Source organism: Wolbachia endosymbiont (group B) of Schoenobius gigantella (assembly GCF_964031005.1).
In the GTDB taxonomy this organism is placed as follows: Bacteria; Pseudomonadota; Alphaproteobacteria; order Rickettsiales; family Anaplasmataceae; genus Wolbachia; species Wolbachia pipientis.
Window position 1 is genome coordinate 968,113 of record NZ_OZ035002.1, and the last position, 20,475, is coordinate 988,587.

The 20,475-nt window shown below is 36.0% G+C and carries 13 protein-coding genes; 7 read left to right on the forward strand and 6 right to left on the reverse strand.

The genetic code is table 11. The features are described from left to right. Window positions 1-982: 982 nt before the first annotated feature. Together ccmA and ACQH2O_RS04475 are read right to left on the reverse strand one after the other, a co-directional pair. Window positions 983-1,606 (reverse strand): heme ABC exporter ATP-binding protein CcmA, encoded by a 624-nt coding sequence (gene ccmA / locus ACQH2O_RS04470; protein WP_007548816.1) that lies wholly within the window; start codon window positions 1,604-1,606, stop codon window positions 983-985. Window positions 1,607-1,609: 3 nt separating this feature from the next. Next, window positions 1,610-2,041 (reverse strand): hypothetical protein, encoded by a 432-nt coding sequence (locus tag ACQH2O_RS04475; RefSeq protein WP_425385085.1) that lies wholly within the window; start codon window positions 2,039-2,041, stop codon window positions 1,610-1,612. 190 nt (window positions 2,042-2,231) lie between these two features. Between ACQH2O_RS04475 and aspS the strand changes: the two genes are divergently transcribed. After that, the gene (gene aspS, locus ACQH2O_RS04480) at window positions 2,232-4,034 is read left to right on the forward strand and encodes an aspartate--tRNA ligase (protein ID WP_038198726.1); all 1,803 of its coding nucleotides are present in this window, start codon (window positions 2,232-2,234) and stop codon (window positions 4,032-4,034) included. Window positions 4,035-4,095: 61 nt separating this feature from the next. Continuing rightward, the gene (locus tag ACQH2O_RS04485; protein ID WP_038198717.1) at window positions 4,096-5,358 is read left to right on the forward strand and encodes an MFS transporter; all 1,263 of its coding nucleotides are present in this window, start codon (window positions 4,096-4,098) and stop codon (window positions 5,356-5,358) included. Between the two features lie 7 nt (window positions 5,359-5,365). Here ACQH2O_RS04485 and ACQH2O_RS04490 read toward each other — a convergent pair whose 3' ends face one another. Continuing rightward, window positions 5,366-6,289, reverse strand: coding sequence for an RluA family pseudouridine synthase (locus ACQH2O_RS04490; RefSeq protein WP_006279888.1), 924 nt, complete (start codon window positions 6,287-6,289; stop codon window positions 5,366-5,368). 408 nt (window positions 6,290-6,697) lie between these two features. Further along, the gene (pdhA, locus tag ACQH2O_RS04495) at window positions 6,698-7,678 is read right to left on the reverse strand and encodes a pyruvate dehydrogenase (acetyl-transferring) E1 component subunit alpha (RefSeq protein WP_006279887.1); all 981 of its coding nucleotides are present in this window, start codon (window positions 7,676-7,678) and stop codon (window positions 6,698-6,700) included. Between the two features lie 55 nt (window positions 7,679-7,733). On the opposite strand from pdhA, the gene hemJ reads away from it, so the two are divergent. The 3 genes from hemJ to miaB all read left to right on the forward strand — a co-directional run bounded on the left by hemJ (window position 7,734) and on the right by miaB (window position 10,427). Further along, the gene (gene hemJ, locus ACQH2O_RS04500; RefSeq protein ID WP_010082641.1) at window positions 7,734-8,162 is read left to right on the forward strand and encodes a protoporphyrinogen oxidase HemJ; all 429 of its coding nucleotides are present in this window, start codon (window positions 7,734-7,736) and stop codon (window positions 8,160-8,162) included. A gap of 53 nt (window positions 8,163-8,215) precedes the next feature. Continuing rightward, window positions 8,216-8,494 (forward strand): hypothetical protein, encoded by a 279-nt coding sequence (locus ACQH2O_RS04505; RefSeq protein ID WP_425385086.1) that lies wholly within the window; start codon window positions 8,216-8,218, stop codon window positions 8,492-8,494. 613 nt (window positions 8,495-9,107) lie between these two features. Beyond that, window positions 9,108-10,427: a tRNA (N6-isopentenyl adenosine(37)-C2)-methylthiotransferase MiaB gene (gene miaB, locus ACQH2O_RS04510; RefSeq protein ID WP_010962578.1), complete on the forward strand. Its 1,320-nt coding sequence runs from the start codon at window positions 9,108-9,110 to the stop codon at window positions 10,425-10,427. 139 nt (window positions 10,428-10,566) lie between these two features. Here the strand turns inward: miaB and ACQH2O_RS04515 are convergent, their stop codons facing one another. Further along, entirely contained in the window at window positions 10,567-12,033 is a 1,467-nt protein-coding gene (locus ACQH2O_RS04515) for a peptide MFS transporter (RefSeq protein WP_425385087.1), read from the reverse strand. 176 nt (window positions 12,034-12,209) lie between these two features. Between ACQH2O_RS04515 and ACQH2O_RS04520 the strand changes: the two genes are divergently transcribed. Both ACQH2O_RS04520 and ACQH2O_RS04525 read left to right on the forward strand, forming a co-directional pair. Then, window positions 12,210-15,545, forward strand: coding sequence for a class I tRNA ligase family protein (locus ACQH2O_RS04520; protein ID WP_070356811.1), 3,336 nt, complete (start codon window positions 12,210-12,212; stop codon window positions 15,543-15,545). 68 nt (window positions 15,546-15,613) lie between these two features. Further along, complete coding sequence (locus ACQH2O_RS04525; RefSeq protein WP_179949434.1) at window positions 15,614-18,103, forward strand: hypothetical protein; 2,490 nt, start codon at window positions 15,614-15,616, stop codon at window positions 18,101-18,103. Here the strand turns inward: ACQH2O_RS04525 and pheT are convergent. Beyond that, window positions 18,094-20,433: a phenylalanine--tRNA ligase subunit beta gene (pheT, locus tag ACQH2O_RS04530; protein WP_425385088.1), complete on the reverse strand. Its 2,340-nt coding sequence runs from the start codon at window positions 20,431-20,433 to the stop codon at window positions 18,094-18,096. The genes ACQH2O_RS04525 and pheT overlap by 10 nt on opposite strands. Between the last annotated feature and the right edge of the window lie 42 nt (window positions 20,434-20,475).

Sequence of the window (20,475 nt, forward strand, 5' to 3'; positions counted from 1 at the left end):
AGTGGTTTTAAGCAAGTTTGGTTTTCACTAGTTCTACAGGAAGTCAATAGCAGAGTTTTAAACTTCATATTTAATCTACTAAATAAATAGCACATGTAGCTTATTGCTTGACAATAGGATCTAATTGTTGTCTAGATTCCAGCATCACGCGCACAACTGTACGAACATTTGTTTGCGAAGAAATGTTATAGCTGGTTTTGCCTCAAACACAAAGATGTCATCCGAGTAGCTGACTACTTGGATCCAGAAAATTTTGCTGCGAGTAAGCAAATTTGTTTGGTGAGCATAGAAAGTGGAATGTGTAAGCGCAGCCTCAACAGGTTGTCATCCAAGTAGCTGACTACTTGGATCCAGATTGGATACTGAGTTGGTGAGTATAAAAGTATAGCTAACGCGAGCTCTACGTCATACCGCCGCAGAATAATTAACCGTCATACCGCGATTCATTCGCGGTATCTCTAGATCCCGCTAACAAGCAGCGGGATGACGGTTGTCGTTTAGCTATAAATATTTAAGAAATTTACTAAACAGAAAAAAAGGCAAAAGAAGCCCCGTAGTTGGCTAATTACTTACATTATACTTTCAAGTATGGCGTTTTTTTATTCTAAACGCTTAATAACCGCGACTCAGCTGCTTTTAAATGCAACTAACCTTAGCTATAAATGTTTAAGAAATTTACTAAACAGAAAAAAAGGCAAAAGAAACCCTAGGGTAGCTAGTTATTCACTATCCATTTTTTAAGTTGGCGTTTTTTTATGTTTTAAACGCTTTATAAGCGCGTTTCAGCTTATGTAGGTAGAAGTTTGATAAAGACATAAGGTGCACATAGTGCAAAAAATTAAACATGAGACGCCAGATACGTGAGTTTTTTTGTCATTTAATCTGTACAGAGAAGATAAATAAATAGCTTCAGTGTTTATGATAAGGGGGCTGGCGGAGTTTGTCAAGCAAGTTTTTTATTTCTAGCGGTTGTTGCCAAAAACTATACAAGAAGTCTATTGAAATTACGTATATCAATCGTTGTAAAATCACACAATTGCTCTGTAGAGCTATGCCCTGTAATAATTACTATACCATTTTGCTCAGAGCGTATTGAGATTAGGTTCAGCACTAATTCACACGTTGCACTATCAAGATTACAAAATGGTTCATCTATCAGCCAAACGTTTGCATTAGAAATCAAGAGACGAGCAAGCGCAACTCTCCTTTTCCAGCCTGCAGAAAGTTCGCCATATCTAATATTAAGTACAGGTTGCAACTGCAAGCAACAAATAGCTGCCACAATCAATTCTCTAGTATTTCGTATTCCTGCCCAGAATTCTACGTTTTGAGCAACAGTTAAGCTATCTTTACAGGCATTCTTATGGCCTATATAGACCATAGAAGATATATAGGATTTTGGATCATCATATATATCTTTTCCGCAGTGCCTTATATTGCCTGATACCGGCGGTAAAAGTCCAGATAAACTTCTAATTAAGCTGGTTTTACCACTACCATTTGGACCAGTGATTAGAATCTTTGATTTTAGCTCAGCTTTAAAACTGAGATTCTTAAATAGTACCTTATTATTACGAGTGCAGGATAAATTTTCACATTCAAGCATGGATTATCTGCCCTTTCCCTTATGTTTAACTTGAGTTGAAGCCTGAGATTTTACAAACAGCTCCCAAAATCCTTTCTGTCCGCCTTCTCTATGTATCAATTGTGCAAAACGCTGCATTAAACCATTACCCATCATAACCATCTTTGTCCATTTACCTACCGGTTTTGCTATGTCAACTATTTCTGGATCTTCTTTATAAACTTGCACATCTTTTTGCTTCTCACGCAGTATTTCCTGTTGTTTCATCAACTCTTTTTGCTTATTTTTTTGATATAATTCATTGAATTTTCTGTCTTCTTCCCACTCTTCTTTAAAAACTTTTCTAGGAAATATGATTTTTCTAATGCGATTTTTGTATATTTTTCTCAAAAAGAGAAATACTTTGACTATAGCAAGTAATGCTATACTATATATAATAATTTGTCCGAAAGACATTTTCTGTACTCAGCTTACGCCACATTATATTATACCATAATTATAGAAATTGTGCAATTTTTGTGTGAGTAAAGACAGTATAAAAGTAATACTGCTCTATTTCGTAAACTGGACAAATATCTGACGAATGGGCTTGTATGTGGTAAGGTTTATTTCTATACTTTTTAAAGAATTTAGAAGTGAAACAAATATGAACTGCTACAAGACTCACACGTGTGAAGAATTAAGAAAGAATGATGTAGAAAAGGAAGTTACCCTTTCTGGATGGTTATATCGTAAGCGCGACCATGGTAACCTAATTTTTGTTGATTTAAGAGACTTCTACGGAATCACTCAGCTAGTATTTAATAATGACAAAGACTTTTTTGATGAGATATCAAATTTAAAATTGGAGAGTGTAATTACTGTTACAGGAATAGTTGAAGCTAGAACTGAAGATACGGTAAACAGCTCTATTTCTACCGGAGAAATCGAGGTGATAGTCAACAATTTGCGCGTTGAGTCGGAAGTTGAGTTCCACTTTGATGAAGAAATAGCAAAAGAAGAAAGAAGTATATTGGCAAGCATTACCGGCGAGCAAGAATACCCAGAAAACATGAGATTTAAATATCGATTTCTTGACTTAAGACGTGAAAAAGTCCGCAACAATATTATTTTGCGCTCACAAATTATTGCAGAGCTCCGCAAGCTCATGATAGAGCGAGGATTTTTAGAGATTCAAACTCCAATACTCACTGCTTCCTCTCCTGAAGGAGCACGCGACTACCTAGTGCCAAGCAGGCTAAATCCTGGCAAGTTCTATGCATTGCCACAAGCTCCGCAGATTTTCAAACAGTTGCTCATGGTTTCAGGGTTTGATAAATATTTCCAAATTGCACCGTGTTTTCGTGATGAAGACGCAAGGGCTGACCGTTCTCCGGGAGAGTTTTATCAGCTAGATCTTGAAATGTCTTTTGTAACTCAAGAAGACATCTTTCAGATTATTGAGTCTACCTTATATAGAGTGTTTGCTAAATTTTCTCGCAAGTCTGTCGATAAAGATTTTCCACGCATTACATACAAAGAGGCAATGCTTAAGTATGGTTCTGACAAGCCAGATTTGCGTAATCCACTATTAATCAGCGATGTTACAGAAATTTTTCGTGATTCAGGGTTCAATATTTTCAAAAGCAATATTGAGCGTGGTATGGTAGTGAGAGCCATCCCTGCACCTAAAACAGCAGAGGAACCACGCAGCTTCTTTGATAAAAAGATAGAACATGCGCAAAAAGAATTCGGTGCTAAGGGTCTCGGATATATAACGTTTGATAAAGATGGAACTGCGAAAGGCCCAATTGCTAAATTTCTTGATGAAAATAGGCTAAACCACATAAGAGAAGCAACAAACATAGAGCCAGGAGATAGTGTATTTTTTGCTTCTGACAAAGAGAATGAGGCGGCAAACATTGCAGGAAAAGTACGCACTCTTTTAGGGTCAGAACTCAGTCTTATAGATGATAATATCTTCAAGTTTTGTTGGATCATTGATTTTCCATATTTTGTATATGACGATAAAAGTAAAAAAATCGATTTCTTTCATAACCCATTCTCCATGCCACACGGTGGTCTGAAAGATTTAGAGGACAAAAATCCACTGGATATCCTTGCTTACCAATATGATCTTGTTTGCAATGGAATAGAACTGTCAAGTGGGGCGATTCGTAATAACAAACTGGATATCATGTATAAAGCTTTTGCCATTGCAGGTTATAGCCGGGGAGAAGTTGATACAAGATTCGGTGCACTTGTACGTGCATTCAGATTTGGTGTTCCTCCTCATGGTGGAATAGCACCAGGAGTTGATAGAATAGTTATGCTGCTTGCTGATGAGCCAAATATTCGTGAAGTAATCTGTTTTCCTATGAACCAGCAAGGTGAAGATGTTCTAATGGGTGCTCCTTCCAAGGTGGAGGATAAGCATTTACGTGAATTATCCTTGAAGGTTATTGAATGAAAAATTTTATAGCAAGGAGCACCGGTTAATGATATATTAGGTTATGTTAAATTGAAAGACCATGAATAATATCCAAAAAGCAATACTATCGGGCATGATCTGTAACATGATTGTGTGGTATGAACTCACTCTTTTTGGAGTATTAACAGATACAATCATCAACGTTTTTTTCCCATCAGAAGATCATTATTTGAGTACACTCAAATTCCTTGGTGTTTTTGCAATTGGTTTTGCGTTTAGACCAATTGGTGCAGTAATTTTTGGTTATATGGGAGATAAGTATGGCAGAAGAAAGACTTTACTTACTTCAGTAATATTAATTTCAATATCATCCACAATTATGGGAATTATACCTGGGTATAAAGAAATAGGGTTGCTTTCACCTGTATTGCTTGTGTTTTGTAGAATAGTGCAAGGAATAACTGCAGGAGGTGAAACAAGCATTAATACAGCATTTACGATAGAGCATTCAAAAGATAAAAAAAATCTAGGTTTCTTAGGAAGTATGAAGCCCTTTAGCGGAGCCCTTGGAACGCTCTTATGCATAACAATGATATTTATCTGCAAAAGAGTTACAGGTGAGAACTATGAAATATGGGGATGGAAGTTGCTTTTTTATTTTTGCTTTTTTTGGGGGACAATAGGTTTTTTAACTAGGTACATATTAAAAGAAAGCTTAGCATATAAAACTAATAAGTACGCTAATAATTTAGCACATTCACCATTGTTAGAACTAGTAAGAAACTATAAAAGACCGCTTATTATTTCAATCAATCTGGGAATTGCTCAGAATGCAATTGTCTACGCAGCAATAATGTTTTATAATATATCAATAAAAGAGCTAGTTATTTTATCTATTAGTGTTAAAGATTTAATGAGGATAGTAATACAGGTTGTATTTGCAGCATCTGCGGTACTTTTTGCAATTTTATCTGATAAAGTTGGAAGAAAACGCGTAATGATTCCTGTACTGATTATGCTATCTCTGATTGGTACATGTGTATTACCATTATTATCTTCCGTTAACCACTATGTCGTAATAATAACTTACTTATTGATTACTATACCAGTAGGTGCATCTTTTGGAATATATGGTTCTGTTATTTGTGAACTGTTTCCAACAAAAGTAAGATGCACTGGCGTAAGCTTAGCAAATAATATATCTGCAGGAATTTTTGGTGGCCTTTCTCCATACATATGCATGTGGCTTATAGAAAAAACCGAAACAAAACTTGCAGCAGGCATTTATCTTACTGCCTGCGCATTAATTAGCCTAATATCTGTGCTTCAAATTAAAGCCAAAGACAGAAAAGTTGATTGGTGAAATCGTTTCAGTCGAAAAATAGCGCTTCAATGGATTTTTCGATGTGTTTAGTGATAGGAGCGGTGATAGTGATTTCTTTATTGTTTGGCAGTTTTAAAGATAAAGAATGCGAATGAAGGTGAATTTTATTTGCTATCCCATCAATAAAAGCTTTTTTACCACCATATTTACCGTCACCAAGAATAGGGCAATTTATATGAGCTAAATGTGCACGTAACTGATGGGTTCTGCCGGTAATTGGTTGTAATTTTAAATAAGCAACATTGTGTTTGGATTTTGCTATAATTGAAAAATGCGTAGTGGCATTCTGAGGTGAATTTTCATCAACGACCACTTTTTCTTGACCTGAAACATATTTTTTCACCAATGGATAGTCTATTGTTCCACTATCCTTGCTCGGTATGCCAGAAGTTAATGCTAAATAAGTTTTTTTTACTCTTCGTCCTTTAAATTCTTCCATAAGGTATCTGGCAACATTAGCGTTGCGTGCGAATATTATCACTCCACTCGTATCTCTATCTAGCCTATGGACAATTTTAAATGTTTCTCCCTCTCTTATTTGGTCAAGCAAATCACTCATGCTAATCTTTACTTTTACGCCACCTTGAACGATGACCCCTGCGGGTTTGTTTATAGCTAGTATATATTCGTCTTCATATAATATGTTCTCTCTTAGTAGATTCACTAACTTTTCATTATATTTGCGATCAGAATTAGCGTTTTCAATATAATTCAAGTGCTTCAGCGTTATAGTTTGCCCAGAATTTACTCTATCACTGGACTTTGCTTTGCAATCATCAACTTTGATTAATCCTTTCCTTAAAGATTTTTCAATTACAGATTGCTTTAGATCAGGAAAGATTCTTCTGATGTACCTATCCAGCCTAACGTTATCGTCTTCTATTAATATGGTTTTTATACTTTGTAGCATTCCATTATTTATAATGAATATCTAGTGAAATGTCAATTATTGGTGTCATTCCAGTGTCAAGCACTGGAATGACACCGAAGGGGCTACTGCCGTCATAAAGGAACCAGTGTCAGCTACTCGGATGACAGGAGAAGGAGACTACTGAGATGACAGCTAGCCTGACAACCGTCATCCCGCTGCTTGTTAGCGGGATCTAGAGATACCGCGAATGAATCGCGGTATGACGGTTCGCGGCGGCATGACGTAGAGCTTGCGTTAGCTATACTTTTATACTCACCAACTCAGCTGGATCCAAGTAGTCAGAGCACTGGGATGACAAAAAAAGGAGGGCACTTGGATGACGGGAGAAGGAGCTATTTGGATGACATCGTTTACTATACAATGTTTGTACAGTTCTGGATAAAAAAATTAGCTAACAAATTTATAAACATCGGTATACAGCTCATCAACGCTTGGTTCTTTACTATTTTTGGCAAAATCTTCCGACTTTTTTACTAAATCACGTATTTCCTTATCAATTACTTTGCACTCTTCTTCTGAAGCCATTTTATTATCTGTCATGTATTTCTTTAAAGTGCTTATAGGGTCATGATTTTGCTTCATATCTTCAACTTCTTCTTTTAAGCGATAAGTAGCAGGATCTGACATTGAGTGACCGCGATATCGATATGTCTTCATTTCAAGCAGGATAGGCCCTTTTCCGCTGCGTGTGTGTTCCGCTGCTTCGCTTGTAGCCTCATAAACAGAGAAAAAATCCATTCCATCAACTTGTTTTCCAGGAATACCAAAACTTTCTCCTCTTTTATATAACTCTGTTACTAAAGTTGACCTTTGCACGGAGGTTCCCATTGCGTATTCATTATTTTCTATGATGTAAACCACAGGCAACTCCCACAAAGATGCCATATTAAACGATTCATATACTTGTCCTTGATTTGCAGCACCGTCGCCAAAATATGTAAATACCACATTATCTTTTTTCTTATATTTATTAGCAAATGCTATTCCTGTGCCAATTGGAACTTGTGCTCCCACTATTCCATGCCCGCCGAAGAATTTTTTTTCAACGTCAAATACGTGCATCGAACCACCTTTACCTTTCGAGCATCCTGTTTCTTTGCCGGTAAGCTCTGCCATTACAACATTTGGATCAGAATCACATGCGAGCATTAAGCCATGGTCTCTATAACTTGTGATAAAAGCGTCACCTAATTTTGATGCAGCTTGAGTTCCAACTGCAACTGCTTCTTGTCCTATTGATAGGTGACAGAACCCGCCTATTAATCCCATCCCATATAATTGTCCTGCTTTTTCCTCAAATCTGCGTATGAGTAGCATTTTCCTGTAGAATCCAATTATCTGTTCTTTAGTGAAATTTTCTGCTTTCATATCGATTTCTTTTTCATTAAACTAACACAATACCAGGAATTTTAAATTTTTGCTAATGAACTATTACCACTGGCTTGAGGCTTTTCACGTTATCTCTGTTATCATGTGGATGGCAGGTATGCTTTATTTACCCAGGCTTTATGTCTACCATGCAACTGTAAAACCGGGATCGGAAAATGATAGCTTGCTTCAAACAATGGAAAAGAGGCTACTTAGATATATCATAAACCCTGCAATGCTTTTCTCACTTGGTCTTGGAATTACACTAATGGTTATTAGGGAAGCATATCGTGAAGGATGGTTTCATGTAAAAGCATTTGCAATACTTTTGATGTTAATTATTCATATGCTACTTGCAAAATATAGGAAAAATTTTGCAATGGGTTCGAATAAGAAGTCACATATTTATTTTCGCGTTTTAAATGAAGCAGTTACAGTATTGATAATAGTTATAGTTATTATGGTTGTTGTAAAACCTTTTTGACTGACCTTACCCAAAAAAAGCAGAAAGCTCGTATCTGTTCAGATGCATGGCTAATGTACAATACTGAAATAAAAATTCCAGTGCTCCCTTTCTTGTCATCCCAGTGCTTGACACTGGGATCCAGCTTTCTTTACAAATTCACCAAAAGTGCTTCATTCTATAACGCAAAACCCATACTCACCAAACTCAATGCATTACTTGCAATTAAGTCTTCTGGATGCCAGTGTCAAGCTACTCGGATGACACCATTCTTTTTCCTGGATCCCAGTGTTAGCTACTTGCATGACACCATTCTTTTTCCTGGATCCCAGTGGGCTTTGTTGCATCGCTAGCTATGATGGATAAAGATAAAAAAGGTAGAGAATATCAGTAGCTTATTATTCTGGTATTTATAACAAGAACGGTCAGTGAATACCTAAATTTGAGTAAAAGAAATTTCACTACCACTCACTAATCCGGCTAAAATTCAAGAATTTCAATGCTTTAGCTATTTTCAATAGAATTAAATTTATTAATATAAATAACAAATTACTATTCTTAAATTTGATCAGATTGATTGCAAAAAAACAAGATTTTCAATAGGTTGCTTATAATCCTAACTATAGTTAGCCTTTCATAAGTAGCGATGCAACAAAGCCATCCCAGTGTCAAGCACTGGGATGACAAGAAGAGGGCACTGCCCTCTTGGATGGAAGCCAGTGTTAGCTACTTTCATGACACCCTGACAACCGTCATCCCGCTACTTGTTAGCGGGATCTAGAGATACCGTGATGGTATGACGTAGGGGTTGCCGAGAACTTGTCATCCCAGTGCTTGACACTGGGATCCAGTTTTTCGTATAATTTTGTCAAAATCTATTGTGCTAGCAAGTTCACTAGCGTCACGCGCTGGTCTGTTAGACATTTACGTGTAGGGTGAAGAAATTTTGAAAAAGACATACCAAATATGAAAGGCCTATATATTAAAACTTACGGCTGTCAGATGAACGTTTATGACTCCGTTTTAATGGAAAATGTAATTAAACCTTTGGGGTTCAACGTTGTTAGTGATGCAGGGAAAGCCGATTTAGTGATACTGAATACTTGTCACATTAGAGAGAAGGCAGCAGAAAAACTTTACTCAGAGCTTGGGAAGATTCATTCGTTACGAAAAGAAATGACTATAGTGGTGGCTGGGTGTGTAGCGCAAGCAGAGGGAGAAGAAGTGTTCAGAAGGGCTCCTTTTGTTGATATTGTTGTTGGTCCGCAGAGTATCGCTACCTTACCGGAGCTGATAGTCAAAGCAAGCAGAAGTAAAGGTCATGTAATAAACACTGATTTTCCTGAAGTTGCAAAGTTTGATAAATTGCCAGATGAATGCTATGGCAATAGCCAGGGGTCTTCTGCGTTTCTTGCCATACAAGAGGGTTGTGATAAATTTTGTACGTTTTGTGTAGTGCCCTATACTCGTGGAGCTGAGTATTCACGGCCAGTGAATGAAATATTTCGTGAAGCATTGAAATTAGTTGCAAATGGGGCAAATGAGATCAATTTGCTTGGTCAGAACGTCAATGCTTACCATGGGGAGTGCGAAGGGGAAGTGTGGGATTTAGGAAAATTAATTAGTCATATTGCTAAAATTGAAAAGCTAGAGAGGATTCGTTATACAACTTCTCATCCAAGAGATATGCATGAATCTCTCTACTTGGCACATGCGGAAGAGCCAAAGCTCATGCCGTTTGTTCACCTGCCTGTGCAGTCTGGTTCGAATAAAATATTGCACGCGATGAACAGGAAACACACTGCAGAGGAGTATTTGGAAATAATAGACAGATTTCGCAAATTGAAACCTGAAATCGAATTTTCTTCTGATTTTATTGTTGGTTTTCCTGGAGAAACCGAAAAAGATTTTGAAGAAACTATGAAATTAGTAGAAAAAGTTAGATATGCTCAGGCTTATAGTTTTAAATACAGCCCAAGACCAGGCACACCGGGAGCGGAAAGAAAAGATCAAGTACCAGAAGAGGTTAAAACAGAGCGCCTTCTTCGTTTACAGAAATTAATTAGTAAGCAACAACTTGAGTTTAACCAGAGTATGGTAGGTAAAACTATACCTGTTCTATTTAGCGATAAAAAAGGTAAACACCAAAACCAAATTATTGGTAAAAGCCCATATATGCAATCAGTGTGCATTGATGATTCTGAAGATAAATACAGGGACAAAATAGTAAATGTGAAAGTGTTGGAAGCTCGGCAGAGTAGTTTGCTGGGGTGTGCATTTCACTGATTTTAAGCAGCGTTAAATATAAATCTTAAGCAAAGAGTATTGAAAAAATGCAATCATAATCTTTTTCAAAAGTTACAAAGTTTAATTGCTACCTCTGCTGAACGGGTACCTTAAACCTACAAATTTGAGCTTACCTATATCAATTTTTTGTACAAGATGAGTTAGTAACAACTTTATGTATAAAATTGAAGAAGAATAAAAATACAATAACGAGCATTAAATTAAATATTCCCACCTTTAAAAAACCCTCTTTATATATTTCTAAAGATTCTAAATAATTTATTTTACCATTTACTGAAGGAACTGACATAAATTTTGATATTGCAACTCCGGCTAGGTTAGAAAACGCTAATGACAGCATTACTATACCCATCACTACTCCTCTAAGGTTTTTGGGGGCTAGTGTAGTTGCTTGTTCTTGGACTAATGGAGCAATACATAATTCTCCCAGTCCCATAAAGGAGATAGCAATTATTAAATATAAGTATTCTACTTTACCTTCAATGTTAGAGTTTAAACATCCTATGTACAGTGTGAAAAAACACATAGCCATTGTCAGAAGGCCAAGGGTAAACATGGAAGTTGCATATTTTTGCTTAAACTTCATGTATGTTCCAAAAAGAAAGCCAAATATTATAATTGACAAAGAATTTATGGCTTGAGAAACTGAAGCTGGGATTGTTATACCTAATACATTGTTAATAACGTTTCTTTCGGTGAATAAGTTAACCAAAGAGCCAAGCTGCATTTCTAAAGCAAAAAAACACAAGAAAAATACCACAAGAATAGATAATGCCACTAATTTTCGTCTTTGTTCTGCTGATAATTTAGATATTATATAAATAAATATGCCCAGAGCTGTTATTCCAATAAATATGAGCATATTAGTAAAAAATTCACTATGTATAAGCATTTTAGCAATTATTGATGATGACAGAAAGCTTCCTATCAATACTATACCAAAAATTTTAATCCCTAATATGCGCTTATTCATAAGCTCTGGATAAGGAGAAAGGCCGCTATCTCCTAAAAGATTCTGAAATTTGAGAAAAAAGATTAGCCCTATAGACATCCCAATACCAGCTAAACCAAAGCCGTAGTGCCAGCCAAACAAGTGGGCTACATAACCACATGAAATAGAAGCCAATATTGCTCCAATATTCACACCTACGTAAAATAAAGTAAAGCCTCTGCTACGTTCAGGATCGTCTTTGCCATAGCATGAACTAAGTAAGTTAGTTACGTTCCCTTTAAACATACCAGTACCTATGGCTATTAGAGATAAACCTAAATATAATAAACCTGGTTCAAACTTAACCAATGACATGCAAGCATGACCTGCTATCATCACTATCCCTCCAAGCAACACCATGTTGCGGAATCCCATCAACTTATCAGCTAAAAAACCTCCAAGTATTGGTATAGCATAACCTGTTGCAGCAAATAATGAGTAAATAGTAAAGGCCCTCTCATCAGTGAAACCTAAGTGAGAAGTCAAAAATAGGACCAAAAGTGCCCTCATTCCATAGTAAGAGAAACGTTCCCACATTTCAACAAAGCACAACATTTTTAAAAATTGTGGAAACTTATCTGTCTTCTGATCCATAAAATACCCCTAAAGCTTGGGTTAATGTTAAGTAAAACAATAAAAACTGCAAGTAAAACTTAAAAAAAGGTATTGGAAGCTCGGCAGAATAGTTTGTTGGGGTGTGAGCTACGGAAATATTTTTGAATTTGTAATTTTTCAGAAAGCCCTATATTCTTTAGTTTTACATAGCGAACATGAAGTCAAAGCATTATCCTGATACAGTAAGTAGTCCTGATTTTTTATCGTTAGAAAAGGAAATCATAAAATTTTGGCAGGAAAACAAAGTTTTTGAGCGGTCAGTTGAAGAACGTTCCAAGGATAATTGTTTTGTCTTTTACGATGGGCCTCCGTTTGCAAATGGACTTCCGCATTATGGACATTTACTCACTGGTTTCATCAAAGACGCATTTGCAAGATATCAAACTATGCTTCAAAAAAGGGTTGAACGTAGATTTGGCTGGGATTGCCATGGATTGCCGGCTGAGATGGGTGCAGAAAAAGAACTTGGAATATCTGGTAGAACTGAGATAGAGAAGTTTGGTATAGATAAATTTAACGATCATTGCCGTACTTCTGTGATGAAATTTTCATCAGAGTGGGAGAAGTATGTAAATAGGCAAGCAAGGTGGGTAGACTTTCACAATGACTATAAGACTATGGATAAATCATTCATGGAGTCGGTCATGTGGGCATTCAAGCAGCTTTATGATAAGGGTCTGGTGTATGAATCAGTGCGCGTTGTACCATATAGCTGGGCATGCGAAACTCCATTATCTAATTTCGAAACAAGGCTTGATAACGCGTATAGAGAAAAAGTTAGCAAAGCTGTAACTGTTGCATTTGAGCTTTTAGAAAACCCACAGCAATTTAAAAGTGTTAAACGAAAGTGTAAATTACTTGCTTGGACTACAACTCCTTGGACGTTGCCGAGCAACTTGGCTTTAGCAATAGGAAAAGATATTAAGTATTGTGCAGTGTCAGTCCACCCTTTGATGTCATTCCAGCGCGTGACGCTGGAATCTATTTCTGGATCCCAGTGTCTGGGCACTGGGATGACAGGGAGTAGTGAAGGAAGTTCAATGAATGGTGAAATATACATTTTTGCTGAAAGCTACTTAGAGAAATTTATCAGCCACTCTGAACAAAACAATATTCCATATGAAAACTGCAATATAAAACTTAAAGCGAATGATCTTGCAGGTCTTTCTTACAAACCACTGTTTGACTATTTTAAAGACACAAAAAATGCATTTCGCGTTTTTATTGCTGATTATGTGACGGAAGAAGACGGTACTGGCGTTGTGCATACTGCTCCTGGATTTGGTGAGGAAGATTTTTACCTTTGCCAAAGCCATGATATTCCAGTTATTTGTCCAATTGATAACAGTGGAAAATTTACTGCTGAAGTTTCAGATTTGGCAGGGGTTCATGTTTTTGATGCCAATGATACAGTAATAAAAAAATTGAAAGGGCAGGGAAGTTGGTTTAAGACTGAGCAATATATTCACAATTATCCACACTGCTGGAGAACTGACACTCCTTTGATCTATCGAACTATGCCTTCTTGGTATGTTGCTGTTACAAAATTCAAAAGCAGAATGGTAGAGCTAAATAAGAGAGTTAATTGGATACCAAACCACATTAGAGATGGTCAATTTGGAAAATGGCTTGAAGGGGCACACGACTGGTCAATTTCACGCAATCGATTCTGGGGTACGCCAATCCCTGTATGGAAATCAGATGATGCGAGATATCCAAGAGTAGATGTATATGGTTCAATAGAAGAACTGGAGAGAGATTTTAATGTTAAAATAGACGACTTGCACAGACCATTTATCGATACTTTAACAAGACTAAATCCTGATGATCCAACAGGAAAATCAGTTATGCGCCGTGTACCTGACGTGTTTGACTGCTGGTTTGAATCTGGCTCGATGCCATTTGCGCAAATCCACTATCCGTTTGAAAATAAGGAGTGGTTTGAATCTGCGGATTTTATCACTGAATACATAGCGCAAACCAGGGGGTGGTTTTATACGCTCTTTGTATTGTCCACTGCTTTGTTTAATAGGGAACCATTTAAGAACTGCATATGCCACGGTGTTGTTTTGGATGTAAAAGGGCAAAAATTGTCCAAACGTTTGAATAACTATGCAGATCCAATGGAGGTTTTTGATAGATACGGTTCTGATGCACTGCGTTTTCTTATGCTTTCTGGATCTATTATTTGTGGTGGTAATTTGCTACTCGATAAAGAAGGAAACTCAATACGAGATGTTCTGAAAAACGTAATAAAACCTATTTGGAACAGTTATCACTTTTTTACTATGTATGCAAATGCAGATGGAATTAAAGCTGAAGTTTGTAAGGATTATCAAAGTACTATTGATCGCTACATGATTTCCAAATGTTTTGAAGCTGTAGAAAGTATCCAAGCTTCTATGAACAGCTATAGCTCCCAAGAGGCTTGCAAAATTCTGATAGATTTTTTTGAAGTGCTGAATAACTGGTATATTCGTCGCAGTCGTGAGCGTTTTTGGAAAAGTGATTTGGATCAGGATAAAACTGATGCTTATAATGTTCTATATACGGTTTTTTATTACATACTAAGAGCTGCAGCTCCTTTGTTGCCACTTATAACAGAGAATATATGGCAAGGGCTTAAGTATGAAGAAACATCTGTTCATTTGGCTAATTTTCCACAATTAGAGAAGTTTGATAGTCAGCTCATTGCCAAGATGGATCTAGTGAGAGAGGTGTGCAACTCTGCACTTTCGATCAGAAACACTTTTAATATACGTATCAGACAGCCGCTTGGCAGTATGATCATTTATCATCAGTCTTCCTGTAGTTTTCTTGAAGGTGAACCGCTTTCTGTCATCCCAGAGTTCTCTCCTGTTATCCAAGTAGCTGACACTGGGATCCAGTGTGCTGCAGATTCAAATGAGTACCAGGAGATGATAAAAGATGAGGTGAATGTAAAAAGCTTGGAATTAGTAAACAGACTTGAAGGTATTGCATCACTAGAGTTAAAGCTAAATTTCCCACTGCTTGGGAAAAGAATTCCAGACAAAATCAAGAAGCTAGTTCAATATGTCAAGGAGGGAAAATGGAAGCAAGTTGAGAATGAGCAGATATTTCTAGGAGACGAATCAGAGAACTATATTATAGAAAAAGGCGAATATGAACTATTGTTAAAAGCAAACAGTGAATATTCCTCTGTATTTGATAACAATAAAGGGATTGTCATTCTAAATACTGAACTAAATGATGAATTAATTCTAGAAGGGTTAGCGAGAGATGTCGTGAGGCTCATTCAAGAAACCAGAAAACAAGCTGATTTTCATATATCAGATAGAATCAGAGTAATAATCAAAACAGAAGAAGAGAAAATTAAGGAAGCAATAAATACGTGGTTTGAATATATAAAAGAGCAGACCCTTGCCTTATCTTTGGACATTAATACAGAAATTGGAACTAACTTCTATTCTAAGGAATATCAGGATTTAAGTGTTAGTATTGAGCGTTAAATTTTTAATAAAGTTGCAAGATTGTCAGTATTTATGCTATACTTAAGGTAATTGGATAAGGTTATAATATGAATAAAGCTGTTGCAGATGATTATGAAGAAGTTGTTAACAATAGTGGTGGTTTAGGTAAAGCAGAATCTGTTGTTACTTTGGAGGAGGAAGAAGAGTTTTTTGATGCTATGGAAGCTGTTTCTAATGTAGAAGAAGGGAATAATTTAGGTCTTGCTACTTCAGAAGAGGAAGAAGAATTTTTTGATGCTGTGGAAGAACAAGAGCCGTTAGCTAATTTTAACGTTCCACTCAGTATATTTCATTATAAAGATTATAACTCTGATTTTTTTACTTCCTGGTATAATATATCAAGCGAAATATTTAAGGAAATAAATAGAACTTGCCCAGAAAAGAAAATATTAAATTTAGCTCTGTCAGTTTTAATGCTTCCTTATATTGCTTTTACTGCACTGGGATTAGTCGTATGCAGTAGATTTCAAGCAAACAGCAAGACACAAGACAGTGTAGGGGAAGATAAGACAAAAAAGAGTGAAACTGGCGTGCCAAAAAGATTGGCATATGGTGTTCTTGCTGCAATAGCAATTTTTGTTAATATGGCTGTACTTGTAGCCTTAGTTGTTCCTGCAACAATTGCTTTGGCTACTTTTTATCTTTTAAATAGAGATTTATCTCACTCTTTAGTTACTGCTCTTAAAATAAGTATGGGGCGGTATTCTAATAAGCATCAAAATATTGAGGTGTCTTTTCATGAAAAGGAAGTTACTGGACCAAATATTGCGTGGGATATGGAAATAGAATTTCCACCGCAATTTAAACGATTGCTTAGAGATTTGTATGAAAATGAAAATAACAAGTGGTTTGATGTGACGCGGAATTCAGAGCATAGCATCGTACTGAAATTGTCAACTAACATCAATTTAAAAAATGGTCTTAAGCCCTTACGCAATGAAATCAAGGATGTGCTTGCAACTTCTATTCAGGAATTTGCGAAGACTATGGAAGAACTGATAAAGCTAGAAAAGAAAGAGATTACATATGATAAATTGAAGGAATTATTGAACGAATTCAAGTCGAAAGTGGTAGATAGTATAGGTCCTAATTTGACAAGTCACTTAATACAAAGTGCTTATCAAGTTGCCTTTATACAAGCAATTAAGTTTCAGCGAGATAGACGGGGAGAAGATTTTTCGCTGGAAGATGAGATAAAAAATTCTTTAGTGAGACAGGAATTAGAGAGTTTAAGAGGAATAGGTCAAACAAGGTGTAACAATATATATAAGAAATTAAAAGAAATACATGAAAACAGTAGCTTAACAAATGACACCTTAAAAAGGGGGTTAGAAGACCTTTTTAAATTCGAATATGATGATCAAGAGATTGAGCGCAGGCTGATAAAATCAGTAATGAAAAAAGTTCAAGGTAAGTTAAGTCAATCAGATATACCGGATAAGGAGAAGCAAAGCCTAAGGAAGCAGCTTGAAGATTTAGAAAAAAAAGTAAAGGTTCCATCGGATAAGGAAGCTTCAGCTAAAATAAATGACTTTATAGAAAAGATGTATTTAGAAATAAAAAAATATAAAGTGCAAAGGTTACTTCGAGAACAAAAAAAGGGTGTTTTACGTTTATGCAAGAAATTAAGAAAATATGGTGAATCAGGTCTAGCAGAAATAATTGAAGCTTTTCGCGTGCAAGATGAAGGACATTTAGAAAAATCTACATTAGAACAAACACTCAAAGATCAAAATAAGCGTTTACAAGCTGAACAAAATAACAGGGAAAAAGGGCATCCGGGTACAAGATCAATAGAAGTGCTCTTAAAAAGGAATGAAGAAATTCTGAAAGCATTAAAACAGTTAGAATTAGGCAAAAAAGAATTATTGATAAATGAAGAAACAAAAAATGATTATAAAGAAGAACTAACGTCTCGTGAAAAAATAAAATTTGCAGTAATAGAAGATGATTTACTGAAGGTATTCAAGCTTGAAACTTTTGATGAAAAAGAAATCAAGAAGTTATTAGAAAGAGCAGAACTGGAGTACTGTTTAGCAGAAAAACGCATCAAATATCCTGTAATTAAAACAAAAGATAATATCAAACATTTTAGTCAAAATTTATTGTCTCCTTTGATAGACAATTTGACAAAAAATATAATAAATAATATACCAGGAAATAGTGAAGGTTGTATACAGAAAGTTAAGAACTGGAGTAAAGTTATGTTTGGTGCAATAAAGATTGGAGCATCAAATGCTTATAAAGAGACTACAGAGAGAAAAGCGTTAAATGTGGCACATAATACTTATAAAGAAGGAGAGACATTTCTTCAATGTTTTCAGTCAAATTATGAAGGTATTGGAGCCTTTTTAGGTAATTTATTTTCTGATGATGGGGTAACATTTAAAAATGATGTGTGGCCTAAAATAGAAGAGCATTTGCATGGAATGTGGGATAGATTTTTCAAGGATATTGAATTCAATATTGGAAATAAATTGGATGAAGTAAGTGTGACACAGCAACGGCAGGAAACTATGATTGTGACTCAACGATAAGTTCTCAAAGTTCCTCCGGTATTTTCACATACTAAATTAACTATAGCACTTGATTCTTTTTGGATCTCATTTTCAGTTAAAGTGTGGATTGGAGAGCAAAAAGTAACTGACAACGCTATAGACATCTTATTCGGTTCTATATTATTTCCATGGTATACATCGAATATCAAAACTTCTGTGATGAGCTCTGAGCTTTTTTTTATCACATTGATTATGTTACCTACTTCCACATCCTTATTTACTATAAATGCAAAATCACGTTTTACACTTTGGTATTTATAATCGATAAATTTCTTTCTACTTACAGGTAAATTTTCAATATTTTCTAGTATTACCTCAAAACCTACAACTTTTTGCTTGATATCAAAAAGATCTAATATATTAGGATGCAACTCTCCAAAATAACCTGCTACTTTATTCTTAAAAGAGAGAGTGCCTGACTTTCCTGGGTGGTAATGTTCTTTTTCTGCTTTCTCTATCGTTAAATTATCACAATTAACGTTAAAAAACTCCAAAGCTGCTATGCAATCAGCCTTTGCGTCAAAAACATCTACTTTCCTATCAGTATTATAATGGTTTCGCGGTAAATTATTTCCTGACCTAATTCCACTTAAAACATACTTAGACTGAGCTTCACCATCGTAAATCGGCCCGATTTCGAAGATTGCAAGATCAGATATTCCATGGGCAATATTATCAGCAGTAACTTGCAATAAATTTGGCATAATACTTGGTCTCATTATATTAAAGCTATTGTTAAACGGATTATCGATGATAAATAACTTATTCGAGTAACCAAATTTTTCAGCTGTTGATTCACTCATAAACGACCAGGTTAGCACTTCATGAAACCCTCTGTTTGTCATCAAAATACGCAAATTGTCGTATGTACTATCTACTTCTTCAACATTATTTGGTAGTGGTTCTTCTTTTATTTTGTCATAGCCGTATATCCTTGTTACTTCTTCGATTAGGTCAGCCGGTATTGTCACGTCCGGTCTCCAGCTTGGTACTTGTACATTCCAATTGCCTTCGGTTTTTTTATCAATACTAAACCCTAGTTTCGTTAAGATATCAAGCACCTCATCAGGCGATACAGACACACTTCCAAACTTGTTCACATCCTGATAATCAAAGCTCACCTTGGTGTCAGCACTATCTAAACTGCCAGCAGACACTACGCTTGAGGTTTCTCCACCACATAAGTCCAGAATCATTTTAGCTGCAAGGTTGAGTCCATCAAAAGTAAATTCAGGATCAACTGAACGTGCAAATCTGTAACTAGCGTCTGTGGAGATGCCGAGCTGCCTTGAAGATTTAGTAATAGAGATGGGATCGAACCAAGCAGACTCTAAAAAGATATCAGTAGTTTCAAGAGTACATTCACTGCACTTACCACCTATAATTCCAGCAATTCCATGAATATTTTTATCACCTGCAATAACGCTTATGTCTTTGTTTAATAAGTATTCTTTACCGTTCAAACCAGCAAATTTTTCTCCGTCGTTTGCTTTGCGTACTGTGAGCTCTCCTTCTATTTTTTTTGCATCATACGCGTGCATTGGGCGGCTGAAAGATATCATAATATAGTTCGTGATATCAACTATTGCAGAAATGGAGCGCATTCCTATCGATTCCAGCCTATCTTTTAACCATTTTGGGCTTTCTTGATTTTTTACATTGGCGATGTATATTCCACTAATAAAACTTTCCCCGTCAGTAACTTCAACATCGATTGGTGAATTTATGGAGCTGGTAAGTTGTGGAATGCTTAAAGTCTTTAATGTCCCAATTCCAGTTGCAGCAAGGTCGCGAGCTATTCCATAAATGCCTAAGCAATCTCCACGGTTTGGAGTAACATTTATATCAATTACAGGGTCACAATTGAAAAATTTATCCCCTACTTTATAATCATCGGAAAGCTCGATTATTCCTTCACTTTCCTCTTGAACCAGCGCAAGTTCAGAAGCAGAGCAGAGCATCCCTTCACTTAGCACTCCTCGTATTTTTGTGGGCTTGATTGTGAAATCACTTTCTGGCAATGTGCTACCAAGAGATGCAAGCACAGTTTTCATACCTTCTCTAACATTGTTTGCTCCGCAAACTATTTGTAGAATTTTACTTCCGTCATCTACTTTACATAATTTTAATTTATCAGCATTTGGATGAGGTACGACTTCTAATACCTCTGCAACGATAAACCCAGTCAATCTGGAATTATCGATCACATCTTCTACTTCTAACCCTATGTGAGTTAATTTATCGGTAATTTCTTCTAAACTAGCATTGGTTTCTAAGTACTCTAATAACCAAGATAATGTGAATTTCATGGACCTAAAAAGAAGTGAAAAAGTTATTGTAATATAAAATGT

What these genes read in the sequence shown, in the direction of transcription:
- aspS (WP_038198726.1), top strand. Translation starts at nt 2,232, where the DNA reads ATGAACTGCTACAAGACTCACACGTGTGAAGAATTAAGAAAGAATGAT.
- pdhA (WP_006279887.1), bottom strand. Translation starts at nt 7,678, where the DNA reads ATGAAAGCAGAAAATTTCACTAAAGAACAGATAATTGGATTCTACAGG.
- ACQH2O_RS04475 (WP_425385085.1), bottom strand. Translation starts at nt 2,041, where the DNA reads ATGTCTTTCGGACAAATTATTATATATAGTATAGCATTACTTGCTATA.
- pheT (WP_425385088.1), bottom strand. Translation starts at nt 20,433, where the DNA reads ATGAAATTCACATTATCTTGGTTATTAGAGTACTTAGAAACCAATGCT.
- ACQH2O_RS04485 (WP_038198717.1), top strand. Translation starts at nt 4,096, where the DNA reads ATGAATAATATCCAAAAAGCAATACTATCGGGCATGATCTGTAACATG.
- ACQH2O_RS04515 (WP_425385087.1), bottom strand. Translation starts at nt 12,033, where the DNA reads ATGGATCAGAAGACAGATAAGTTTCCACAATTTTTAAAAATGTTGTGC.
- hemJ (WP_010082641.1), top strand. Translation starts at nt 7,734, where the DNA reads ATGAACTATTACCACTGGCTTGAGGCTTTTCACGTTATCTCTGTTATC.
- ACQH2O_RS04490 (WP_006279888.1), bottom strand. Translation starts at nt 6,289, where the DNA reads ATGCTACAAAGTATAAAAACCATATTAATAGAAGACGATAACGTTAGG.
- ACQH2O_RS04525 (WP_179949434.1), top strand. Translation starts at nt 15,614, where the DNA reads ATGAATAAAGCTGTTGCAGATGATTATGAAGAAGTTGTTAACAATAGT.
- miaB (WP_010962578.1), top strand. Translation starts at nt 9,108, where the DNA reads ATGAAAGGCCTATATATTAAAACTTACGGCTGTCAGATGAACGTTTAT.
- ccmA (WP_007548816.1), bottom strand. Translation starts at nt 1,606, where the DNA reads ATGCTTGAATGTGAAAATTTATCCTGCACTCGTAATAATAAGGTACTA.
- ACQH2O_RS04505 (WP_425385086.1), top strand. Translation starts at nt 8,216, where the DNA reads ATGTACAATACTGAAATAAAAATTCCAGTGCTCCCTTTCTTGTCATCC.
- ACQH2O_RS04520 (WP_070356811.1), top strand. Translation starts at nt 12,210, where the DNA reads ATGAAGTCAAAGCATTATCCTGATACAGTAAGTAGTCCTGATTTTTTA.